At 71.9% G+C, this 20,984-nt stretch carries 24 protein-coding genes; 14 read left to right on the top strand and 10 right to left on the bottom strand.

From position 1 onward, the window contains the following. Position 1: 1 nt before the first annotated feature. From OOK31_RS04830 to OOK31_RS04785, 10 genes are all read right to left on the bottom strand, one after another. Positions 2-766, bottom strand: a complete 765-nt coding sequence (locus OOK31_RS04830; RefSeq protein WP_267011063.1) for a glycosyltransferase family 2 protein — start codon at positions 764-766, stop codon at positions 2-4. An 11-nt stretch (positions 767-777) separates the two neighbouring features. After that, positions 778-1,167 carry a hypothetical protein gene (locus tag OOK31_RS04825; protein ID WP_267011062.1) on the bottom strand — a complete coding sequence of 130 codons (390 nt, stop codon included), beginning with the start codon at positions 1,165-1,167 and terminating at the stop codon, positions 778-780. Positions 1,168-1,379: 212 nt separating this feature from the next. Next, entirely contained in the window at positions 1,380-2,159 is a 780-nt protein-coding gene (locus tag OOK31_RS04820; RefSeq protein WP_267011061.1) for a hypothetical protein, read from the bottom strand. A gap of 31 nt (positions 2,160-2,190) precedes the next feature. Further along, positions 2,191-3,684 (bottom strand): ATP-binding protein, encoded by a 1,494-nt coding sequence (locus tag OOK31_RS04815; RefSeq protein WP_267011060.1) that lies wholly within the window; start codon positions 3,682-3,684, stop codon positions 2,191-2,193. Between the two features lie 25 nt (positions 3,685-3,709). Next, positions 3,710-4,132 (bottom strand): DUF6238 family protein, encoded by a 423-nt coding sequence (locus tag OOK31_RS04810; protein ID WP_267011059.1) that lies wholly within the window; start codon positions 4,130-4,132, stop codon positions 3,710-3,712. 46 nt (positions 4,133-4,178) lie between these two features. Next, positions 4,179-5,636 (bottom strand): SCO6880 family protein, encoded by a 1,458-nt coding sequence (locus tag OOK31_RS04805; RefSeq protein WP_267011058.1) that lies wholly within the window; start codon positions 5,634-5,636, stop codon positions 4,179-4,181. Between the two features lie 74 nt (positions 5,637-5,710). Next, positions 5,711-7,027, bottom strand: coding sequence for an ATP-binding protein (locus tag OOK31_RS04800; protein WP_267011057.1), 1,317 nt, complete (start codon positions 7,025-7,027; stop codon positions 5,711-5,713). A 33-nt stretch (positions 7,028-7,060) separates the two neighbouring features. Further along, entirely contained in the window at positions 7,061-7,741 is a 681-nt protein-coding gene (locus tag OOK31_RS04795) for a hypothetical protein (protein WP_267011056.1), read from the bottom strand. Then, positions 7,738-8,067: a hypothetical protein gene (locus tag OOK31_RS04790; RefSeq protein ID WP_266820609.1), complete on the bottom strand. Its 330-nt coding sequence runs from the start codon at positions 8,065-8,067 to the stop codon at positions 7,738-7,740. Before OOK31_RS04790 ends, OOK31_RS04795 begins: the two co-directional genes overlap by 4 nt. Positions 8,068-8,217: 150 nt before the next feature. After that, the gene (locus OOK31_RS04785; protein ID WP_267011055.1) at positions 8,218-9,330 is read right to left on the bottom strand and encodes a C40 family peptidase; all 1,113 of its coding nucleotides are present in this window, start codon (positions 9,328-9,330) and stop codon (positions 8,218-8,220) included. An 841-nt stretch (positions 9,331-10,171) separates the two neighbouring features. Here OOK31_RS04785 and OOK31_RS04780 point away from each other — a divergent pair. The 14 genes from OOK31_RS04780 to OOK31_RS04715 all read left to right on the top strand — a co-directional run bounded on the left by OOK31_RS04780 (position 10,172) and on the right by OOK31_RS04715 (position 20,972). Continuing rightward, positions 10,172-10,927, top strand: coding sequence for a site-specific DNA-methyltransferase (locus OOK31_RS04780; protein WP_267011054.1), 756 nt, complete (start codon positions 10,172-10,174; stop codon positions 10,925-10,927). Positions 10,928-11,059: 132 nt separating this feature from the next. Then, positions 11,060-11,725: a DUF4913 domain-containing protein gene (locus tag OOK31_RS04775; RefSeq protein WP_267011053.1), complete on the top strand. Its 666-nt coding sequence runs from the start codon at positions 11,060-11,062 to the stop codon at positions 11,723-11,725. After that, the gene (locus OOK31_RS04770) at positions 11,722-12,225 is read left to right on the top strand and encodes a hypothetical protein (protein WP_267011052.1); all 504 of its coding nucleotides are present in this window, start codon (positions 11,722-11,724) and stop codon (positions 12,223-12,225) included. The genes OOK31_RS04775 and OOK31_RS04770 overlap by 4 nt, the downstream gene beginning before the upstream one ends. Then, complete coding sequence (locus tag OOK31_RS04765) at positions 12,222-12,860, top strand: DUF3631 domain-containing protein (RefSeq protein ID WP_267011051.1); 639 nt, start codon at positions 12,222-12,224, stop codon at positions 12,858-12,860. Before OOK31_RS04770 ends, OOK31_RS04765 begins: the two co-directional genes overlap by 4 nt. Then, positions 12,857-13,531 (top strand): hypothetical protein, encoded by a 675-nt coding sequence (locus tag OOK31_RS04760; protein ID WP_267011050.1) that lies wholly within the window; start codon positions 12,857-12,859, stop codon positions 13,529-13,531. The genes OOK31_RS04765 and OOK31_RS04760 overlap by 4 nt, the downstream gene beginning before the upstream one ends. Before the next feature lie 57 nt (positions 13,532-13,588). Next, a complete protein-coding gene (locus tag OOK31_RS04755) occupies positions 13,589-14,296 on the top strand; it encodes a hypothetical protein (RefSeq protein ID WP_267011049.1) in 708 nt (235 codons plus the stop codon). 161 nt (positions 14,297-14,457) lie between these two features. Then, positions 14,458-14,763, top strand: coding sequence for an SH3 domain-containing protein (locus OOK31_RS04750; protein WP_267011048.1), 306 nt, complete (start codon positions 14,458-14,460; stop codon positions 14,761-14,763). A 39-nt stretch (positions 14,764-14,802) separates the two neighbouring features. Beyond that, positions 14,803-15,246, top strand: a complete 444-nt coding sequence (locus OOK31_RS04745; protein ID WP_267011047.1) for a hypothetical protein — start codon at positions 14,803-14,805, stop codon at positions 15,244-15,246. Next, on the top strand, positions 15,243-15,686 hold the full coding sequence (locus tag OOK31_RS04740; protein WP_266949416.1) for a hypothetical protein: 444 nt from the start codon (positions 15,243-15,245) through the stop codon (positions 15,684-15,686). The genes OOK31_RS04745 and OOK31_RS04740 overlap by 4 nt, the downstream gene beginning before the upstream one ends. After that, a complete protein-coding gene (locus tag OOK31_RS04735; protein ID WP_267011046.1) occupies positions 15,687-16,109 on the top strand; it encodes a hypothetical protein in 423 nt (140 codons plus the stop codon). A 53-nt stretch (positions 16,110-16,162) separates the two neighbouring features. Beyond that, on the top strand, positions 16,163-17,020 hold the full coding sequence (locus OOK31_RS04730) for a helix-turn-helix domain-containing protein (RefSeq protein ID WP_267011045.1): 858 nt from the start codon (positions 16,163-16,165) through the stop codon (positions 17,018-17,020). Between the two features lie 95 nt (positions 17,021-17,115). Then, positions 17,116-18,381 (top strand): MFS transporter, encoded by a 1,266-nt coding sequence (locus tag OOK31_RS04725; RefSeq protein ID WP_267011044.1) that lies wholly within the window; start codon positions 17,116-17,118, stop codon positions 18,379-18,381. 202 nt (positions 18,382-18,583) lie between these two features. Further along, positions 18,584-19,729, top strand: a complete 1,146-nt coding sequence (locus OOK31_RS04720; RefSeq protein ID WP_267011832.1) for an MFS transporter — start codon at positions 18,584-18,586, stop codon at positions 19,727-19,729. 34 nt (positions 19,730-19,763) lie between these two features. Then, the gene (locus OOK31_RS04715) at positions 19,764-20,972 is read left to right on the top strand and encodes a hypothetical protein (protein ID WP_267011043.1); all 1,209 of its coding nucleotides are present in this window, start codon (positions 19,764-19,766) and stop codon (positions 20,970-20,972) included. Positions 20,973-20,984 lie beyond the last annotated feature (12 nt).

Below are 20,984 nucleotides of genomic sequence, written 5' to 3'. Positions count from 1 at the left end.
CTCACGCCCGGCTGGCGAGGGCGTTGCGCAGGCCGTGCCCGAACGCGTGGGCATGGCGGCGGGCGGCCAGCTCCAGCTCCTCGTACTGCTCGCCGCGGGTCATCTGACCGTCGTGCTTGCGGTACCGGTAGACGGGCAGCGGGAGCAGCACGCCGGGGGCCAGGGCGGTGACGCCGACGGCCGCCATGTAGTCCTCGCCCTGGACGAGTCCGCCCATGCCGCCCGCCGCGCGGACCAGGCGGGTGCGGGCCAGGATGGTCGTCGGCCCGACGGGGATGGTGTCTTGCGGCCGGGGCCAGTACGTCACCACGTCGCCGGCGGCGTGATAGCCGGGCGGGGCCGGGCATTCCCACAGGCGCCGGGAGCCGTCCGGCAGCCAGTCTTCGCTGTATCCGGCGACCCACCCGAGCTCGTCGGTGAAGGCCTCCAGACGTATGCCCAGGCTCCAGTCGGGGAAGACATCGTCGTCGTCGGCCCAGTTCACGAACTCGGTGCGCACCTCGTTCAGGCCGAGGTTGCGGGCGCAGGCGGCGCCGACCGGGCGGGGCAGGGCGACGGTACGGATGCGCGGGTCGGCGGTGATCGGGGCAGGCACGAGGGCGGGGTCGGCGCCGTCGAGGACGAGGACTGCCTCCCAGGGCACTGTCTGCCGGGTGAGGCTGGCGTGCATCTCCTGCAGGTAGGGCAGGCGTTCGGGGCGGAGCTGGGTGGCGATGACGACGGTGATCTGCGCGGCGGACAGAGAGTTCTCCGGTGTGGGGTCCATGGGTGGGGCGTTCAGCGGGTGATCCGCGGTCGGGCGGGTGCGGGTGCAGGGGCGACCGGCTTGGTGATCTTCAGTGGGGCGGCGGGGGCCTGGATGGGCGCGGGCCGGTTCGAGTCCCACAGGGAGGGGGTGCCGGAGATCCGGGAGAGGGGGTCGGTGTCCCAGGGCACGATGGGGCCGATGTCGTACCAGGTCAGGGCTATGACCTCGATGCCGTGGTCGTGCAGGACGTAGCCCCATTCCAGGCCCATGGCATCAGCGTTGGCGTTGGTGACCGGGATCGGCTTCGCGGGGGTGCCGTCAACGTTGAACACGTTGTCGAAGGGTGCGCTCGGGCCGCGGTCGCCGTCAGGGTCGAGCCGCTCCCGGACGTTGTCGGGGGCCCTGTCCAGGAGGTCCATGCCGAGCTGCTTCCAGTCGTGGGGGCCATCGATGAGGTGCCGACGCAGGGCGTCGAGGTCACCGCCGAAGCGGTAGCGGGCGGCACCGAGAAGGAGGGGAAGCTGGTTGTCGGGATAGCCGTCGTAATGGCAGTAGATGCCCTCGTAGCCGGTACCGGTGGGGCGGGCGATGAAGCTGCGGGTGCTGATAGCGGTTTCCTTCTTGCAGGTGGTCAGCGGGCGCGGGCGGCAGGCGCTGCGGGCAGCGCGGGTACCGGCCGGGCCACGGCCGGTGGGCTGGGTCGCGTGGCGGTGGGCGTGGCGTGACGCAGGTTCACACCGATCCCGGCTGCGGCGAGCCGCAGTGCGACGGCCTGGATGCGTACGGCGCGGTCGGCCTCGCCGTAGGAGGTGGAGAGGAGGAACGCGGCCTGGTGGGGCACGTACTGGAATCCGTGGACATACAGCACTTCCCTGGCTTCCTCCAGGACGTCCTCGTACGGCGCCCCCACCACCCCGTCCTCGTACCAGGTCAGGGTGAGGGTTCGGTCGACCTGCGGCGGGGCCTTGCGGCGCGGGGGTTCGGGCCGGTCGACGAGGCTGCGGCCTACCGCGTCGTGGGCGGCTTCATATCGGGGGAGCAGCCGCCGGGTGATGCGGGCTGCGGCCCGGACGGGATCGTTGGGGACCGCGATCCCGTTGGGTTCCTCGATGCCCACGAAGTGGTGCGGTTCGACGTCGGGGCCAAACGGAGCAACGACGAACTGGCCTGGCCGCAGAGGCCGGTCGGTGACGTAGAGGCGCTGGCTGTCCGGGCCGTGGAGTACGGCCTCGTGGCCCAGGACGTACTGGCTGACGATGTACTCGACGTGGCCGCGGTCCCAGAGACGGTCGATGGTGGCGCACTGGTCTTCGTAGGTGAGGTGCTGCCGGTAGTTGCTCGTCCACTGCCCGGGGAGACGGGCGGCGAGCGCGGAGGCGAACAGGGACAGATCGGCGCGTGCTGAGGGCATGGGTTCCCGGGTTGCTTGAACGATTCTGTGGTCAATGCATGCGTGCGTCTGTGTCGAAAAGCTGCAGTTCATCGGGGTGTAGCTGGTGCTGGACCACGAAGCTGCGGCCTGCGACCTTCCACAGGCCGCGACCCCTGGTGAGGTGGGAGAGCGCTCCGGATTCGACGTTGGTCAGACCGAGGAGTCCGGCGGCGGCTGCGAGCTGGTCGGTCTCTTGGCGGTAGATCACGCGGGTGGAGCAGTCGGCCAGCAGGCCCTCGGCCAGGGCCCGGCTCTGGCTGCCGGCGTCGCCTGCGGTGAGCAGGTCGGACAGCCGGTGGATCACCATCAGGTTCGCGATGCCCAGGCCGCGGCTCAGCTTCCACTGGGCCTGCATGCGCATCAGGAGTGCCGGGTGCCTCATCAGTCTCCACGCCTCGTCGTAGACCACCCATCTCCGGCCGCCGTACGGGTCGGTGAGGGCCGCCTCCATCCAGGCGGAGGCGCAGGTCATGGCGAGCACGAGGGCGGCGTCGTCGGTGCCGCCCAGGCGTGAGAGGTCGATGGACAGCATGGGCCGGTACGGGTCGAAGGCAGTGGTGGAGGGAGCGTCGAACATCCCGGCCAGGTCACCGAAGACCAGTCGGCGCATGGCGTGGGCGAGGTCGCGGGCTGCGTCTCCGAGGCGCCCGGCGAGCAGGCCGCCGGCCAGGTCGAGACCCGGCCCGTCGGCGAGGGCGTGGGCGGCGTCGCCGAGTAGCGGGGGCCTGCCGGACGCCGCAGCCCGGGCGACGGCGGTGCCGAGCGCGACGTCCAGGACGGTGTGCTCCATCGGCAGCAGGTCGCGGCCGAGGACCGTACGCGCCAGGGAGCCGAGCAGCAGCAGGCGGCGCTTGCGCACCTCCCCCTCCCACTCCGCCTCCGGTACCGAGGGAGGCCGGGGAGGCGCGTCCAGCGGGTTCAGCCTGCCGGGGAGCCCGGGTCCGAGGGCGATGGACGCACCGCCCAACGCGTGGGCGACGGCCGTCCATTCCCCCTTCGGGTCGCACGGCACGTACACCCGGTACCCGAAGGCGACGCTGCGCAGCGCCAGGCTCTTGGCGAGCGCGGACTTCCCCTGCCCGATCACACCGGCCAGCAGCACGTTGGGATTGGTGAAGCCCTCGACCTTTCCGTACAGCTCGAAGGGGTCGAACGTGAAACTGCCCTCCGCGTGGAGGTCTTTGCCGATGTAGATGCCGTCGGCGCCGAGTCCGCCTTCGGCGAGGAAGGGGTAGGCGGCGCTCGCGACGGCGGTAGTCATGCGGTGGGCGGAGAGCTTGAGGCGGCTGCCGCGGGCGGAGGAGGGGCCCGGCCGCCCGGCGGGAGGGTAGACGGCCTCGGGGTAGACGGCCTCGGCGGGCTGCTGCTCGGAGCTGGGGCCGGCGGCGGCACGGGCGCGGGCCTCGGCTCGGGCGGTCTGCTTGCGCAGGGCGCGGCGCTGGGCCCGGCCGATGCCTTGTGGCGTGAACAGGGGGGTCGCGCTGGCTTCGCGGCGGTGGGACAAGAGGACGCTTCCGGGGTGGTGGCGGTCAGGACGCGAGGTCGGCGGGGGTGGTCTTGCGCCGCACTACGTGGGAGGCGGCGAGGTGCCGCTGGCAGATGGTCAGCACAGGCGGGCCGTCCGGGAGCCGCTCTGGGTGGCAGCCGGTGCCGTCAGACGCGGCGGGGAGCAGGTGGAAGGCGGCGTGGACGGCGTCGGCTGCCTGCCACAGGCGGGTGTGGGCCGTGGCCAGGTGCCGTCCAGAGGCGGGTCGTTCGGGCCGGGTGTGCTCGGCGAGCTGGTCCAGGAGGCGGTGCAGGTCGGTGAGGTGGGCGTGGAGGGTGTCGAGGTGGTGTCGGTCGCTTGGCTGACTGGCACGGGTGGCGAGGAGGCGGGTGTGGTGGCGAAGGCCGGCGGTGGCCGCCCGGAGGTACGGGTGGGCGTCGCCGACGGGGTGTTCGTCAGGGGACAAGGGGCTCCTCGTGGAGGGGGACGCCGGGGGCGGCGGGTGGATGGGACTAGAGGGTGTTGCGGGCGAGGGGGAGGGCGCAGGCGGTGAAGGCGTCGGTCTGCTGGAAGAGCAGGCGCCGCAGGTCGACCTGAGCACTGGCAGCGGCGGTCTCCAGCTGGGCGCAGGCGGCGTCCAGGGCCTGGTCGGTGTCCGCGGAGACGGTGAGCAGTCCGGTCAGGGCGACGTCGGCGTGTCCGGAGATCAGTTGCTTCTCGCGGGTCTTGACGTCGGCGTACTCGACGTTGTCGGCTTCGGACTCGACCTGGCCGCGGCGCCGTCGCTCGGAGGCGTCCGAGATGATCGCGGACTTGCGCCGCTGGACGTCCCGCAGGGCGGACTCGATGCCCTGCGGCGCGTATATAAGGGAGAAGCTGCGGCGGACGCCGGTGCTGAACATGATGCCGTGCAGGAAGCCCGAACTCGTCTCGGTCCTCGGCCAGTTCTCGATCCAGTACGTCGCGTGCCGGGCGCTGTCGGTGATGACCCGGTCGTTCTCCTCGACCTGGGCGACAGGGCCGGCGGCGGCCGGGTCGGCTTCGGCGCGGCCGGTGGAGGACCACTGCTGCAGCCGGGCTGTGGCGGCGGGGTCGTACGCGGTGCGCAGCACGGCGGCGATCTCGCGGGAGCCGAGCCAGCCGGTGACGGTGAGCCCGGCGCCGCGGGCGGCCTGGGCGACGGACGCGGTGGTCTGCCCCATGACGGTGAACGCGCCGTGGAGCCCTCCGCCTGCCTGGCCGATCAGGCGCTTGGCGGCCTTGAGGTCCAAGGCGATGGCCAGGTACGCCTCGTGGGGCGCGGCGGCGGGGCCGGCGGAGTCGACGAGCGCGGAGTAGATGTGTCCGGCCACGGGGGCCTGAGGATTGCCGTGCTCGGTCCAGTGCCGGGCAAGACTGTCGCCAGAGTCGGGCACGGTGCGTTCCAGGACTTGGACGGTGGCGACGTGCCCGGTGCGGGCGATGCCGGCGAGCGCCCTGCCCCAGGCGCTCACGTTGGCGTTCTGGGTGGCCGGATCGAGAAGTGCGAAGGCGCGGGAGCTGACCCGGGCGACGGCCGTCAGGGTCTGGCGGTGGGGGTCGTGGATCGCGGAGGCGCCGGAGCCGGCGGTGGCCACGCGCAGGGAGGCGGTGGTGCCGGGCAGGTGCAGCAGTCCCTCGACCTGGGGGCGGGAGACGGGCCGGGCCCGCCACATGGTCTGGCCGGTACGGCGGCGGTGGGCGTAGCGGGCCACCAGCGGCGCCCAGTCGATCAGGGACCGGCCTTCCCGGCGCACCCCGACCAGGACGGCGGTGGTGATCCAGACGGGGGCCAGTGCGACGGCGCCCATCAGGCCGACGGTCAGCACGGCCACCAGCAGCAATGCCAGGGTCGAGGAGACGAGGACGAGCTGCGGGAGGGAGAGGCCCAGCAGGATCCCGCGCCGTGACCGGGTGGGGAATTTGACGGTGAGGGGGAGGACTTCGGACAAGGACGGTTCCCGGGGCGGGTCGGCCCGGGGCAGGGAGTGTGGTGGCCCTGCCCCGGGGTGGGCTGGCGGAGGGACTACAGGCCGGTCGGCGAGCCGGACTGGGAGGCGCTGTCACCGTTGGCCGGAGCGCCGTGGGCCGAAGGCATCGGATCGGCGGGCGCACTGGTGCTCCACCCGCTCTGCTGGGACCCGGGGCCGCTCCAGCTCGGCGGACCGTCTGCCTGGCCGGTGTCCTGGCCGCCTCCGGTCCGGGCCTGCGGGGGCGCGGCCTGCTCCATCAGGTCGTGGAAGCCCCCGCCGGAGCTGCCGCCGGAGTCGCCCTTGCCCATGTCCATGCCGCCGGTCGGGTTGGACGCGATATCGCCGGGGAACCCCCCGCCGCTGCCCGCAGCCTCGGCACCACCACCGGCAGCACCGGCTCCGGCCGCCGCACCGCCGGTGGCCGCCGCAGCAGCCTTGCGCGCCGCGTTCTCGGCGTGCTGACGGGCAACCGTCGCGCCGGCGCCGCCAGCGCGGTGGAGGGACTCGCCGTCAGTTCCCTCAGCGGCCCAGTGCACGAACTTGAACGTCATGTACGGGCACAAAAGGATCATGAGCATGATCACCATGCCTGCGGCGACGTCCGCGAGGGCGGCAACGCCGTCCTTGGCTTCGGTCTTGCCCATGGCTGCGATGCCGAGCACGAAGATGATCGTCATCAGCAGCTTGGAGACGACGAGGGTGGCGGTGGCCTCGATCCAGCCGCGGCGCCACCGACGGGCGACCTCCCAGCCGCCGCCGGCTCCGGCGAAAATGGCCAAGGTGACGAGGATCAGGATGCCGACCTTGCGGACCATCATCACGCCCCAGAACAAGAACGCTCCGATCGCGCTGCCGAGGGCCGCGACGACTGCGACGAGCCAGCCCATTCCGGCGATGGAGCTGATCTGCTGGACCTTGACGATCCTGCGCACGGCGGAGGAGATGTCCGTCCCGGAAGCCGCGAACAGCCCGTTGGACAGGGCGTCGACGACTTCGATGGCGACGGTGGTGAAGGCGATGGCGCAGAAGGCGAACAAGACGCCGGAGGCCGTTCCGGTCACCGCTTGGGCGAGGGCTTGGCCGTCGCGTTTGATCGCGGCTCTCACCAGCTGCGCACAGAACGTCGCGACGAGCATCAGCAGGCCAATCGGCAGAATCGTCTCGTAGTTGTCGCGGAACCATCCCGCGCCGAGGTCGATGTTGGTGGTGCGGTCGATGGCCTTGGACGCGAGGTCCGCCGCGGCGGCGGCGACGTCACCGGCGCTTTCCGCCATCCACTTCCCGATCGCGCCGACGGGATCGGAGGCGAAGTCGATCACATCGCCGGCCTTGCAGAGGTAGCCGGCGACAGGCAGGTCACAAAAGCCCACGTCGGGCGTCCTTTCGGGAGGTACAGGCGGTGGCTACGGGGCGACGCGCGGGGCTATAGCGACCAGGCGGCAGTCCTTGCCGGGTCGGCACTGGACGGCGAGGGTGATCTGCCGGTCTTCGGCACCGCCTCCGCCTCCGTTCCAGGCGAGCTGGGTTTTGCCGCGCACCGTGACGGCGTAGATGTACGCCTCGGTGATGGCTTGCGGGTTGTCGGCCAGGGCCTGCTTGAACGCGGACGGAAAGTGCGCCTCCGACGTGGTGGCGCTGGCGTGCTGGCCGTTGTCCTTCAGCCGTGACCACAGCACCGGGTCGGGGATCTGGGCCTGGACGGAGTCCCAGTCCGCGTATGCGGACTCGCCGGTCAGCCAGCTGTGCATGCCGGCGAGCTGGGCGTCGCGGCTGGTAGTGCGGGCGTCGAAGGTCCACAGCATCACCGCGCTCGCCCGGGCGAACGCGAGCGGATCAGAGATCGGCGGCGGCCCGGCGACCGTGGACCCTCCTGCGGGCGCTGTCGGCACGGGAGCGGAGGAGGCCTTCGGTGCACCGGTCGGGCTGGTCTGCTTGCCGGATGCCTCGGGGCTCTGGTGGCTCCCGGTCCACCAGGCGACGGCGCCGGCGAGGACCAGCAGCGCGGCCAGTACACCGGCGAAAAGCAGGACGCGCCGGGGTGGCTGCCAGCCCAGGCCGAGCACGTCGAGGGAACGTTTCCTCATCGGACCTGCTGGCCGAGCGCGCTGAAGAACGCCACGATGCCGTTGGCCGCGCCCAGGCCGAGAGCCGAGGCCGCGGCTACGACCGCGCCCTTCTTGCCGTTGGCTTCGGCCTGGTGGCCGCCGGAGTGGTGGCCCCAGGCCCAGACGCCGAGGCTGACGGCCAGGGCGCCGACCACGGCCACGATCCCGAACAGGTTGATCGAGTTCACGACGGTGCGCAGGACGTCGAGGCCGGGCAGGCCGCCGCCCTTGGGCGAGACGCCCGGATCGTAGGCAAGCAGGGTGAGGCGTTCGGACAGGGGTGGAGTGAGATTGGCGGGGGAGATGGTGGTGCGCTCCTTGCATGCGCAGGACCCGACGGGCCCTGCCGGGGAACAGGAAGGAAAGGGGGGAGAGGGGAGGGGGAAGGGGCGCTCTGCGGCGCGAAGGTGGTCCGGTCCGCCCGGTGCCTCAAGGGCTGGCCGGGCGGACCGGTGTCACGGGAGACGGCGTGCGCTGTGGGCGGCGTAGTCGGCGAGGGTGCTGAAGCGGACCGGCTTTGTGGTGCGCGGGGCCTCGATGACGTAGCCGTGGCCGGCGTAGATGCCGACGTGCTCGGGGACCGCCGGGGTGCCGCGGCTGAACACCAGGTCGCCGGGGCGAAGTTGGTTCAGCGGGACGGCGTTGCCTTCCTTGACCTGGGTGTACGTTGTCCGGGTCAGGGTGATCCCGGCCTTCTTGTACGCCTGCTGGGTCAGCGAGCTGCAGTCGCACCGGCCCATGGGGTCCGGACCGTGCGGATCCAGGCACGAGCCGCCCCACTGGTAGAGGGTGCCGAGCTGGTTCATGGCCCAGGTGATGGCCGTCTTGGCGCGGGGGTCGGCGTCGGCGGGGATCGAGTACCCCTTGGGGACCGCCCCTTCGGGGATCGGTCCGGAGCCGCTGCCGTCTTCGCCCGGGGTACACGGGTCTGTCGCAGGGAGGCGCGGGGTCTGGCCGTCGGCGGGCGGCGCTGAGCCCTTCAGCGTCGGGGCGATGGCCTGCTGCAGAGCGCGGGCGAGAGGTTCCCACTGGGCGTAGGCGCCGGGGAATCCGCTCAGTTGGACGGCCTGCGCGGCTTGGGTGATCGTCATCTGCTGCCAGCCGGGGACCTTCAGCAGGCCCTGGTAGAACTTCGCGCTGGCGTAGACGGGGTCGCGGACCTGGGCGGGGGTACCCCATCCCTGGCTGGGTCGCTGCTGGAAGAGGCCCAGCGAGTCGCGGTCGCCGTAGCTGAGGTTGCGCAGCCGGGATTCCTGGATGGCGGTGGCCAGGGCCACGATCTGGCCGCGCTCGGGCACTTCGAGCGTGATGCCGGTGGCGACGATGGTCCGGGCGTGGGGAATCTGCTCGGCGGGGAGGTCCAGGCCCTCGACGTGGACGTTCTGAGCACCTGACCCGCCGAGGACGGCGGCGACCTGGCGCCGTACGGCGTCGGTGTCGACCGAGTCGGTGACGCAGGAGGTGCCCGGGCTCGAGGAGTGGCTCGCGGCTGCGGCGAGGACGGCTGTGCCAGCCAGCAGCGCGGGGGAGAGGCAGAGCACGCCGATCGCGGCGGCGATGCCTTTCACTCCCGGGCGGCCTCCGGCCGGCGGGCTGCGGGGATGTCACGTGGCGATGGAGAGGAAGGGGTCACGGGGAGGTCCTCGGGGTGGGCCCCGGCCGCACGGTGTGAAAGAGGAAGGGCCGTGCGGCCGGAGCGGTGGAGGTGGGCGAAGAGCCCCGGCTCGGGTGCGTGTTGCCTCACACACCCGGTGGGACGGGGGAGGTTACGGGCGGAACATGGGTGTACCTCCTGGGACGTTCAAGGAGTGGCCCGCAGCGGCGGGCTGGTGAAGAGCGGGACGGCGGGGCGTCTTACGGGCGGAACATCAGCGAACTCCTGGAGGGGTGCCGGGGCGGGTAACCCGGGATCGAACTGGGGTGCCTGGTGAGCGTTGCCTCGCCCACCAGGGCAGAAGGGGATTACGGGCGGAACATGAGCGGCACCTCCTCGGCAGGCGCAGTTGCGGGGAACATGGGCGAGGTCAGCAGGGGCGGTACATGGGCGGCCTCCCTGTCAGGGTCTGCGGCGGGCGGGCGGGCAGGGAATGGCGAGGTGGCAGCGATGGCTGCGTGCGGGGTCACGGACGGAACACAGGGGCCTCCTGCGGGAGAGGGGAAACGGGGAAGGGTCGCCATCAGCGGTGTCCGCCGGGCAGTGACAAGACAGTAAGCCCGAATCCCCGGTCACCGAAATCACGGGCGGAATCCGCTTGATTTCCGGGGTTCTTGGTCGGCGATGCGTCTCAACCGGGAATCGTCACCTACAGTTTGGGACCTCCCCGCGCCGCCTGCCCGCATGTCTTGCGATGGCCGCCGCACGGTCTGGAGCCTTCCCGTCTGCATCCCTCACCGAATTGGGGTTCCCCTTTGTCGTTTTCCCTTCACCAGGGCGACGCGCTCAGCGTGCTCGCGACTCTGCCCGACGGCTGCGCCGATTCCGTCATCACCGACCCGCCGTACAACAGCGGCGGCCGAACCGCCAAGGAGCGCACGAGCCGCTCTGCCCGCCAGAAGTACGTCTCCGCGGACGCCCAGCACGCGCTGCCGGACTTTGTCGGCGAGAACATGGACCAGCGCTCGTACACGCTCTGGCTGACCCAGATCATGACCGAGGCCCACCGGGCCACCAAGGTCGGGGGCACGGCGCTGCTGTTCACCGACTGGCGGCAGCTGCCGGCGACCACGGACGCGCTCCAGGCCGCCGGATGGCTGTGGCTGGGTGTCCTGACCTGGCACAAGCCGCAGGCCAGGCCGCAGAAGGGCAAGTTCCGGCAGGACTGCGAGTTCATCGTCTGGGGTGCGAAGGGCAAGATCGACGCCGCCGCAAACCCGGTCTACCTGCCGGGCCTGTACAGCGCCTCGCAGCCCTCAGGCAAGGCTCGCCGGCACATCACGCAGAAGCCGGTCGAGGTGATGCGGGAGCTGGTGAAGATCGCCCCGCCCGGCGGTACCGTGCTCGACTTCTGCGCCGGATCGGGCAGCACCGGCGTCGCCGCGCTGCTGGAGGGACGCGACTTCATCGGCATCGAGAAGACGAAGGAGTACGCGGCTGTTGCCTCCGAGCGCCTCACCGAGACCGCCCGTCAGGTGCATTCCCAGGACGATTTCGACCTGACCTCCTGACCGAGCTGCGCCACAGCCCGATCCCGTGGCAGGCGGAATATAGCGGCAGATCCCCGGTTTCCGAAACCGGGGATTCTCCGGACCATCAGGGCCATCGATTTCACGGCCCTGGCTGCAAGGAGAACCCTTTTCGTGTCCGAATCTGCTGAGCCTCGCCATGGCGGGGAAATAGAGCCGGTCCGTCTGCCGGACGCTGACCTCGAATCGATCGAGGCGTCCGTCCGCAAGCTGCTCGACCAGTCGGCCGAGCAGGCCCGCATGATCGACACGCTGGCCTCCGTGCCGCCTGCGGACCCGATGGCCGCGAGCATGCCCTTCGCCGGGTTCCCCGGCATGCCGTCGTTCACCGCCCCCGCCCCGCCGCCGGACCCCAAGCCGATCTTGGAGCTGGAAGGCGAGGAGTACGAGGACGAAGTCGCTGCGCTGACGGACTGGGTGGACGACCACCTCATGGACGTCTACGGCGCCGAGATCACCACCGCGGCGCCATGGTGCGAGCAGTGGCAGGAGCACCTCGACGTCGTCGCGTGGCTGCACGCGCTGTGGATGGCCTACCAGCAGCACAAGGACCCCGAGGCCGGCCCCAGTGGCATGTTCGTGTGGCACCGGGACTTCCTCACCCACTGCATGGCCTACGTCCGTGCCCCCGACGGCCCCCTGAGCGCCTGCCAGACCGACCCGGACCGTGCCGAGCATCGCCTGCTGCGCGGGCCGGGCCCCTCCACGCGGTCCGCCGCCCGCGAGTTGGAGGCCCAGAGGACCGGCGGCACCCTGGCCCCGGACGGGGCCGCGTTGTGACGCACCCACCGCAGCCTCCGCCAGCGTTCGGCCTCTCCTTTCACCCCGAAGCCCTCAACGACCTGCTCGCCGCTCCGGGCGACATGCGCGACCTCGGGCTCGCCCTCATCCAGGACGTCGTGCGCGCCCAGGTGAGAGGGCCTGAACTCACCGCCGAGCTGACCGGCTACCGCAAGCTCTACCTCGGCTCCCGGGTGCAGTACCGCATCGTCTACGACTACCGCCCGGCCCCGCCCGGCTCCAGCCACCGCACCAACGTCCACATCGTCGCCGTACGCCCCCGCGCCAAGCACGACATCTACGACACCGTCCGGGCCCGTGTCGGCCGCCCCCGCCCCGCAGCCGGGCCCCGCGCGTACGCGGCTCGCTCCCTCTCGCCACAAGTCCGGCCGCGCCCTGCCTGCACGCCGACGCCTCCAGCCGCAGCGTTCCCGGTCCCCGGACTCCCCGCACCCGCCCGCATCGCCACCACGAATTCCCCGAAGGGTCCTTCGCGATGACCAACCTCACCGCCCAGTCCTCCTCCCTGCTCCAGGCTCTGATAACGGCCCTCCTCGAGCCCAGGCCGGCTCCGCACCCGCGCCACCAGGCCCTGCTGGATGCTCGCGAGCGTCAGCTGGAGGTGGAGGCGGAACTGAGCGCCTGGTCCAGCCGACCGCAGCCCACCACCGAAGCCGCCCAGGACAAGGAACTCGACGACCTGAACAATCTGCTGGTTGAGCACGCCAAGGCGGGCCGGCAGGTCTCGCACCTCCTGGGCGCCGACACCTGCTGCCCGCCGTGGGCCGACTCCGAGCAGCCGCCGACCGTCCTGAGCCGCCCCGCCGAGAACGCGGTCTCCGCCTTCGTGGCCCCGTGCATCCTGGCCGCCTGCCTGGACGCCTTCGCCTTCCGCGGCAGTTCGGACGCGCTGTCCTCGGCCGACCTCGTCGCGGAGCTGCGCACCCTGCCCGGCATCGCCGAGGGGCGCTGGCCGTACGCGGAACTCACCCAGACCCGCCTGGCCACCCTGCTGCGCCCGTACGAGGTGGCCAGCCGCGACATCACCCACGGCGACGGCCGGCGCCGCAAGTCCTACCGCCGCTCGGCACTTCTGGCTGCCATCCCGGCCGACTGCGACTGCCGCCCGTCGTGACCGCCCGCGAATTCCCGGCAACCGCCCTGGACACCGTCATTGAGCAAGTCGTCGGCGACCTGACCGTCCTGCATCACGACCACCTCCGCGGGCTGCTCCTGGCGGAGCGGGCCGCGCTCGCTGCCGTACACCGGGAACTGATGAATGCAGAGGGCGCGGTCGCCTACCACCGCAACGTACTGAAGCGCCTGTCCTCCGGCAGCTACCCCGTGGATACCCCGCTCCTGGACCGCCTGCGCCGGACTGTGCACGACCTGGCCCAGGCCACGGCCGCCCGCGACCGGCTGCAGGAGGGTGTCGCTGCCGCCTTGGATGCGGTCAAGGCCGCAGCCCCGGCCCTCGTCCCCGCTGATGACGAGCTGACGGCGCACGACTTCGCGGCACTCCTCTCGCTCGCCGGCGGCGGCACGATGCGCGAGCACCTCCTCACCCACCGGGTCTCGGTCCGAACAGTCCAGGGCCGTCTCATCGACCTTCCGGCATTCCAGCGCCTGGAATCCCACGGACTCGTCACCCGGGACACGACCCGGACGCTAACCGTCGGCCAGCCGGTCGCCTTGACCGACACCGGCCGGACCGCGCTGCTCGGCACCCGCCGTCCACCGGCCATGGCCACGCCTGTGCCTGCCCGCCCGGCAGGGGCCTGGCCGGCACAAGCCCGACAGCACTGACCCAAGGTGCCCCGGGGTTCGTCCCCTTCCGCCCCTGAAGAAAGAAGCTCGCCACACGTGCCTCTTCACCAACCCGACTACGAACTGGACGGCTTCGAGCCCGCCGATGACGGCCATCAGCAGCACTACGAAGATCTCGACATCTCTTCCTTCAAGGTGCTCGGCGAGTACCGCACGTACACCGACGCCTACTTCGTCCTCCTCGACGAGGGAGCCACGTACGGCATTCCGGGAAGCCCGCAGCTCCGAGCCGTTCACGTTTCCCGTGACCTGCGCGCCCGCACCTTCGAGGTCGACTCCAAGGGACTCCCGCTGTACGCGATGGCACAGTCGTACCTGATAGCCCGAGGCTGTCCCTCGGACGCGCTCGACGCACCGGAGGGTGTGCACGATCCCGCAGACGACCGCACCAGGGCCCTGGAGGCGCGCGTCCGCGGAGATGGTGACCACTTCGCCCTGCTGGCCAGCTACACCGACGACATGCGCGACCCCGTACAGACGGTCGTGATGCTGCGCTCCCTTGACCCGCAGGCGGCGCCGGAATTCCGGATCCTGCTGGAGCAGTTCGACTGGGACTCCAACAGCCACACCCTCCGGGAAGGCGGGTTCGAGACCTACGCCGCAGCGGTCGATTGGTGGGAGGCATGGTCGGACGAGGAGGCCCCGGCGCTACCGCCGCCGGCTCCGACCGCACGCCGCAGCCCGGCCCAGACCGCCCCGGCGACACCCGTGCCGCCGGTCTCCCGTCGGCCTCAAGGACGCTGAACACGGCTTTCGCCGAGCCCGCTTCGGCGGACCGGCGGCGCGCAATATAGCCGCCGATCCCCGGTTTCGGAAACCGGGGAATCTCCGGACCCTTTGCAACACCACCGCCCCACTGAGGGCGGTCACTTCCTGTTGTTCTGCCTGGTCTGGAGCCATCCGCTGTGTGCCACACACCCGCGTCCATCACCGCCACCGTCCTGAGCGGCACCCCATCCCGTTCCGCCGCCACCGCCGTACTCAGCCCCGTCACGCCCCCTACGGCTCGGCGGGCCGAGCCGGTGCTCGCCGTCGCCGTCCATGCCCGTGCCGACGGTGACTCCACGGCTGTCGGTGTGCTGCGGCGCGGAGAGCCGTTCACGGCTTCGGTCACCGACGGCGCCTGGCTGCACATCACCACCGCCTCGGGCATCACCGGCTGGGTTGACGACGGTGACCTCCGTCGCGACGGCAGCCTTCGCCCCAACTGACCCACCCGTACGTTCCCTTTCTTCCAGGAGCCCCCTTTCGTGTCCGACATCCCCGACGTCTTCGACGGCGACGTGCTCGGCTTGTTCGCCGAGCGGATCGAGGCCCAGTTCAGCCTGGGTCTGCCCGAACTGGCCCAGGCCGTCCAGGCCGCTCCGCACGCCTACCCCAGTGCCACCCAGGTGGTCCGCTGGTACGCGCTGCTCACCGAGGCGCAGCAGGGAGTGGAGACGGCCGAGGACGCTCTGGTCTCCGCGCTGGAGACGGCGCCGGGGGACGTGCTGGACGACCCGGTGATGGAGTTGGCCCACCGTGTGAACTACGCGGTTGCCGCCCGTGACGGTCGGGCGCAGGTCCTCCGGTTCCTCTTGGAGTCCCCCGTCGAGCAGGCCCGCATCCAGCGGCGCTTCGGACCCCAGGTGACAACGACCCTGCCCACTGCCGTCCCGGCACAGCCCGCGCGGATCAGGGGCGGAGCCCGATGAGCGACGCTCGCAAGCCCAGTACCCAAGACGCCCGCCTGGAGCAGGTGTTCGGCGGACCCTTGGACCAGCTGCACCAGCGCGCGGTCCGCCCCGGCAGCTCGCCCGCCCTGGTCCGGGCCCTGGAACTGCGCGCCTTCCTCGCCTTGGCCGAGGCCCAGGTCGTACGTGTCCGCGACCGTGTCCACGCAGCCATGGCCCCCGACGCCGAGCTGGACTCGCTGTCCTCGGACACTCTCCGGTTCGACGCCGAGTGGCTGGAGGCCGCACTGGCCGGCCGCACCGGCTACCGCATCGCGCTGGAGAAGCTGCTCTCCGCGATGCCGCCGCCAGCCGCCCGTCCGCCGGCCGCCCCCCTCCAGGTCCGGTCCGCCGTCGTGGGCAGCGGCCTACGGCCCGCGCCCACCGGCGTCGAGGGCGTGGCGGCGGCCCGGGGGCGCTGAGTGCCCGATCCGTACGCCGCCTCCCGGGCGGCGGGCGCGCAGATCGAAGCGCTCTACGGCCGCCCGGTCACCGGCCTCGCCACGGACGCCGTGCCCGGCAGCATGCGCTACGCCCTGCTCAACAGCTTCGACGCCCTGCAGTACGCCGACCGCGCCGTCGCCTTCCACACCGAGCAGCTCCACCGGCTGACTCACCCCGACCGCACGATCGAATCCGTGGATGTCGGCCACATCTCCGATGCCACCCGCCGCCTGGCACACGCAGTCACCGTCCGCGACTCCCACGCCCAGGTTCTCGGCGACGTTCTGAACAGCCTGGCTCGTGTCCCCGACACCGAGTCCCCGGCGCCCGCCTCCCAGGCCGCGGCCGTCACACCGGCCATGCCGCCGGTCGCGTCTGACGGGCCCGCCCGCTCGCGCTGACCCCCTCCTTTCTCCTTTTTCTCGTCCACCCCGCGCCGTCTGGAGTCACCGCCTTGGCTGCTGCCCGCCTGCCTTCCAACGACCTGCCCCGCGTTGCCGAAGCGCTGGAGATGATCACGCCGCGCTGGAGCGTGTGGGTGCTGATGACGCTGGCCTCCCAGCCCGGCCCGCTGCGCTACACCAAGCTCAAGGAGCACCTGCCGTGGCTCGGCGACGGCCAGCTCCACCCGCGGCTGCGGGCGCTCTCGGATGCCGGGCTCGTCGAGCGCACTGCCCAGACCCGACTGCACGTCACCTATGGCCTGACCGCACGCGGACGGGAGCTGATGCCGTCGCTGACCGCCCTGGCGGGCTGGGGCGACGGACACCTGGAGAAGAACCTCGTCCTCAACCCCGTCACCGGGAAGACGGAGCCGGAGCGGATACCGGCTGCGCAGAACGCCGAGGACACCCTCGCCGTGATCGGTCACCGCCACGCCACCGTGCTGCTGTGGACCCTCAAAGCCCGCGGGACCTCGACCATGGCCGCACTCTCGGCCGAGGCGATGCCAGACCACAGCCCCAGCGCGATCTACCCGCCGATCCGCCGGCTCATCGACGACGGCCTGGTGGCCGTCACCCGCGATGACGCCGCCTCGCTGCAGCTGACCGCCCCGGGCCAGGCCCTCGCCCCGATCTACCTGGCTCTTTCGACCTGGGCCACCGCCCGCCCGCTTCCCGAGGCCCAGGCACACCCCGTCTGGGGCGCACCCCGCATCCCGGCCGCCAACCGCTCCGGGCAGTGGGCCGCCCACCAGGCCCGCAAGACCAGCCCGGCCGTGGCCGTAGCCCAGCCGCCGGCCCCCGCCCCGGCCACCGGGTGGCGGCCCATGGACCTGTTCTCCGCACCGACCAGCGGACCGAGCCGGTGAACCCCAACCGACCACTGCCATGTTCCGGCCGCCCGCCGCCGGTATCCCCTCGCTCCCGGCGCCCTGGCGCTGAGCCCTGACGGAAAGCCCCCCCGTTGACCGCTCGTTCGACCGCCACCGCCCCGTCGGCCACGTACGGATCCGTCCTCGGCAGCCGCTACGTTGCCCGCCTGCTCGGTGGCACCCTGATCGGGCGCCTGCCCAACGGCATGGTCCCCGTCTCCCTGGTCTTGTGGGTCACTGCGGGCGGCGGGACGCTGGCGTTCGGCGGACTCCTTGCCGCGCTCTACGGCCTGGCCTCGGGCCTCTCCCAGCCGGTCAAGGGCCGGCTGATGGACAGGTACGGGCAGACCCGGGTCTCCATCCCGGCCGCCGTGCTCAACTCCTCCTGCTTGCTGGCGCTCCCGTGGGTCGGTGCCAACGGACAGCAGGTGGTGGTGACCGCAGTCGTGGGGTTCGCCGGGCTGATCACCCCGCCCCTGGAGGCCGGACTGCGGGCTTTGTGGCCGACGGTCCTGCCGGATGCGGGGCGGCGGCGCGTCGTGCAGGCCCTCGATACCGGCTCGCAGGGACTGCTCTACGTGGTGGGCCCACTGCTCGCCTCGTGGCTGGCGACCACTCATGGCTCCGATACCGCTCTGCTGGCGACCGCGGCGCTCGGCCTGACGGGCTCGGCGATCGTCCTGACCGCCGGTCCGTCGAGGACATGGCGGCCGACCTCAGAGGGCGGCGCGGGTACCGGACGGCTGATGAGCAGCGGGCTGGTCATGCTGTTCGCCGGCCTGGCGGGGACCGGGTTCACGCTCGGCGCGATGAACGTCTGGGCTGCGGACATGGCCGCCGTACAGGAGCAGCCGATGCTGTCCGGGCTCCTTCCCGCCGTGTTCTCCACCGGCAGTTTCCTGGGCGGCCTGGTCTACGCCCGCAGGACCTGGCCCGGCACCACGACCACGCAACTTCTCTGCACCAGCGTCCTGTTCCTCCTCGGCTGGCTTCCCCTGCTGGCTGACCCAGGACCCCGAGCGGCCGTCGGTCTTGTGGGGATACCGGGCCTCTTCCTCACCTTGATCATCACCAATGGGTTCCACACGGTGGATGCCCTCGCCCCGGCCTCCCGCACGACCGAGGCGTACGCCTGGCTGATCCTCGCGGTCGGCACTGGGCAGGCCGCCGGTACCGCGCTCGCTGGAGCCCTCTCCACCAGCCCGCAGATCCTCGCTGCCCTGCCCGCGGCCGGCGCCGCAAGTGCGCTGACCGTCCTGACCGCCGCCCGGCCCAAGCTCGGCCCCGGCCGACGCCTGGGCCGCCACCGCCGCCCGCGCAACAGCCACCCGCGTCACTCGGTCTCGACGCCCCGCTAGCCGCTGTTGCCGCCCGCTCGGACTGTCGTCACCGTCCAGCCGGCCTGCTCCCCGAACGTATCCGCCCCACCCCGGAAAGACGATGTCCCCCAAGCACGCTGCCGTCCTGCGGCCACCCACCGGCCGACATGTCCGCACCCCCGACTTCGGACCCGTGCGCGGCGTCTACGTCCCGCGCACCGCCGATGCCGGCGCCTTCGCGATGAGCACGTACGGCATCCCGCTGCTCGTCCTGGGCGTCACCGACTCGGCCACCCTGACCGGCTTGGCCTTCATGCTCGAATGGGTTCCCCGCCTCGGGGCGTTCGCCCTCGCGGGCGCCGCCGTTGACCGGTTCGGCAGCACCCGGGTCCTGCGCATCGCCTCGGTCCTGCGTGCGGTGGTCGTCCTTGCCGCAGCCGCCGTTCTGCCTTCCGTGGGCGAGGGAACGAGCGCCGTGATCACCGTCATGACGCTGGCCGCCACGACAGGCGTCCTCACGGAGTTCTCCTACATCGCGGCCGAGACCGCGGGCGGCGCCGCGAGCCGGGACGCCGGAGGCCATGCCCACCGCGTCCAGGCCGTCCTGCTGGGCATCGACCAGGGCGCCACCCTGGCTGGCCCGGCCCTGGCCGGTGTGCTGCTCCAGTTCAGCGGCGCCACTGGCATGCTACTGATCATCGCCGCCTGCTCCCTGCTCGGCGCGGCCCTGGCCCCCCGTCAGCGTCCCGTCTGGCCCCAAGAGGCCCCGGTCCCCGTCGCCCAGGGCCTCAAGATCGGATGGCGGACCCTGCGGTCGCTCCCCGCCCTGGGGTGGTTGTGCGTCGGGCTGGTGCTGTCCAACTGCGCGATCGGCCTCGTGCAGGCCGCCGGCCCCGTCCTGGTCATCAAGCAACTCGGTGGCACGAGCAGCCAGGTCGGCCTCGTCTGGTCGGCCGCCGCCATCGCCTCCCTGGCCATGGTCACCCTCGCCCGCTTCGCGATCGACCGCGCCGGGCTGTGGCCGGTCGGGGCTGCCGCAGCCGCCCTCGCCTCCCTGGCCTGCCTGGCTCTGGCCGCCGCCGACACCTACACCGTCTTCCTGGTCCTGGTGGCGCTGCTGATGGCCGGCGAAGCGGGCATGACCGTGGTGCTGCGCACCCTGCGCGCCCACCTCGTCCCGGCCGATGTGTTCGGCAGCACCCTCTCTCTGATCATCCTGCTGCTCCTCGCGCCGTTCCCCCTCGCCGGAGCCCTGGTCGCGCTCACACCACCGGACCTGCTCGGCCACGCCATCACCGCCTGCGCCGTCCTGCAGGCCGTCGGCCTGGCCGTGGCCTTCGCGAAACTCCGCACCCATCCGGCCACCCGCCTCCCGGCCTCCGCCTGACCTCCCCTGCCCCGCCATTCCGAACAGGATCACCATGCCCGAGCCCACCGACTCTCCCCAGCCGCAGCACCTTCGCCTCCGCCTGCGCGAAGTGGCTGCCCTCGACGACGAGGCGTTCGCCCACTACCTGCAGGAGCGCTTCGAGCACCTGGTGACGGCCGCGATAGCCGATGCCGGCGGCCACCTCCGCCCCGCCCAGCACGACCTGCTCCACGCTCCCGCCCGCCTGCAGGAACTGCGTGACGCCCTCACCTTCGCCGAGGGCGACCTCCAGGTCGCCGTCGAGCGGATGACCTACCGCCAGGACCCGCGCACCAGCCGCACCGCCCGCCAGCTGCGGCAGGTCCGTACCGCCCGCCACCAAGTCCACCGGGAAACCGCCGCGCTGCGCCGGTCCGAAGACCGCACGCGCGAATCCGAGGAGACTCCTCCGACGGACACGGTCACCACGACCCGGGGCTGGCTCTCGCAGGCGTATCCCGTCCTCTTCGCCCAGCTCCTCGCCCAGGCGCACGCCGCCGCAGGGCTGCCCGCGCGCCCGCTGGCCAAGGACATCTTCGACACCGTCGAGGAAGGCTGGGCCGATGGCTACCTCCCCGCGCCCCGCACAGCGGAGGTCGACCGGCTGCTGTCCATGGGAGCCGTGGCCTTCCGCAGCGCTGTCGCCGATGACGCCCGCAATCAGAACGACCGCGACCCGGCGCTGCGCCACCCGCTGCTGCAGCGGCGCTGGAACACGGCACTGGAGGAACTGACCAGCCTGACCGTGCCGGTGGCCCGCGCCTCCAGCTCCTCGGCCCTGGGCTCCCTGCCCAACGGGTTCGCCGACATCCCCGAACCCGACGCCTTCAAGGTCCTCAACGCGCGCCGGTTCCTGGTCGCGGCCTGGCAGCGCCGAGCCGAACACAACCGCCTGATCCACCAGTACGCGATCACGGTAACCGACCGGCGCCGCGCCGCCCCCGACCACGATCTACGGCGCCAGGCCATCGACGCGGCCCTCGACCGCCTCGTCGCCGCGCAGCCTGCCGCCGCCGCCCGCATCCTGGCCCGCCTTCGCCCGTACGCCACCGCGGACGGAAGGCTCGAGCCGGACACCTTCACCCCGGCCTTGCGCGCCCGTGCCAAGCGCGAGGTCCTCGCCGACCTCGCCGCCATCCGGAGGCTGGACACCGTGTTGCCCTCCGCGCTCCCTCCCCGGCCGGCCCTCGCCGCCCCGGCTGCCCTGACCGCCACGCTCTGACCGCACCCCCTT

Source organism: Streptomyces sp. NBC_00249, from assembly GCF_026342355.1.
Classification (GTDB): domain Bacteria; phylum Actinomycetota; class Actinomycetes; order Streptomycetales; family Streptomycetaceae; genus Streptomyces.
This window is presented reverse-complemented; position numbering and strand designations above follow the sequence as displayed.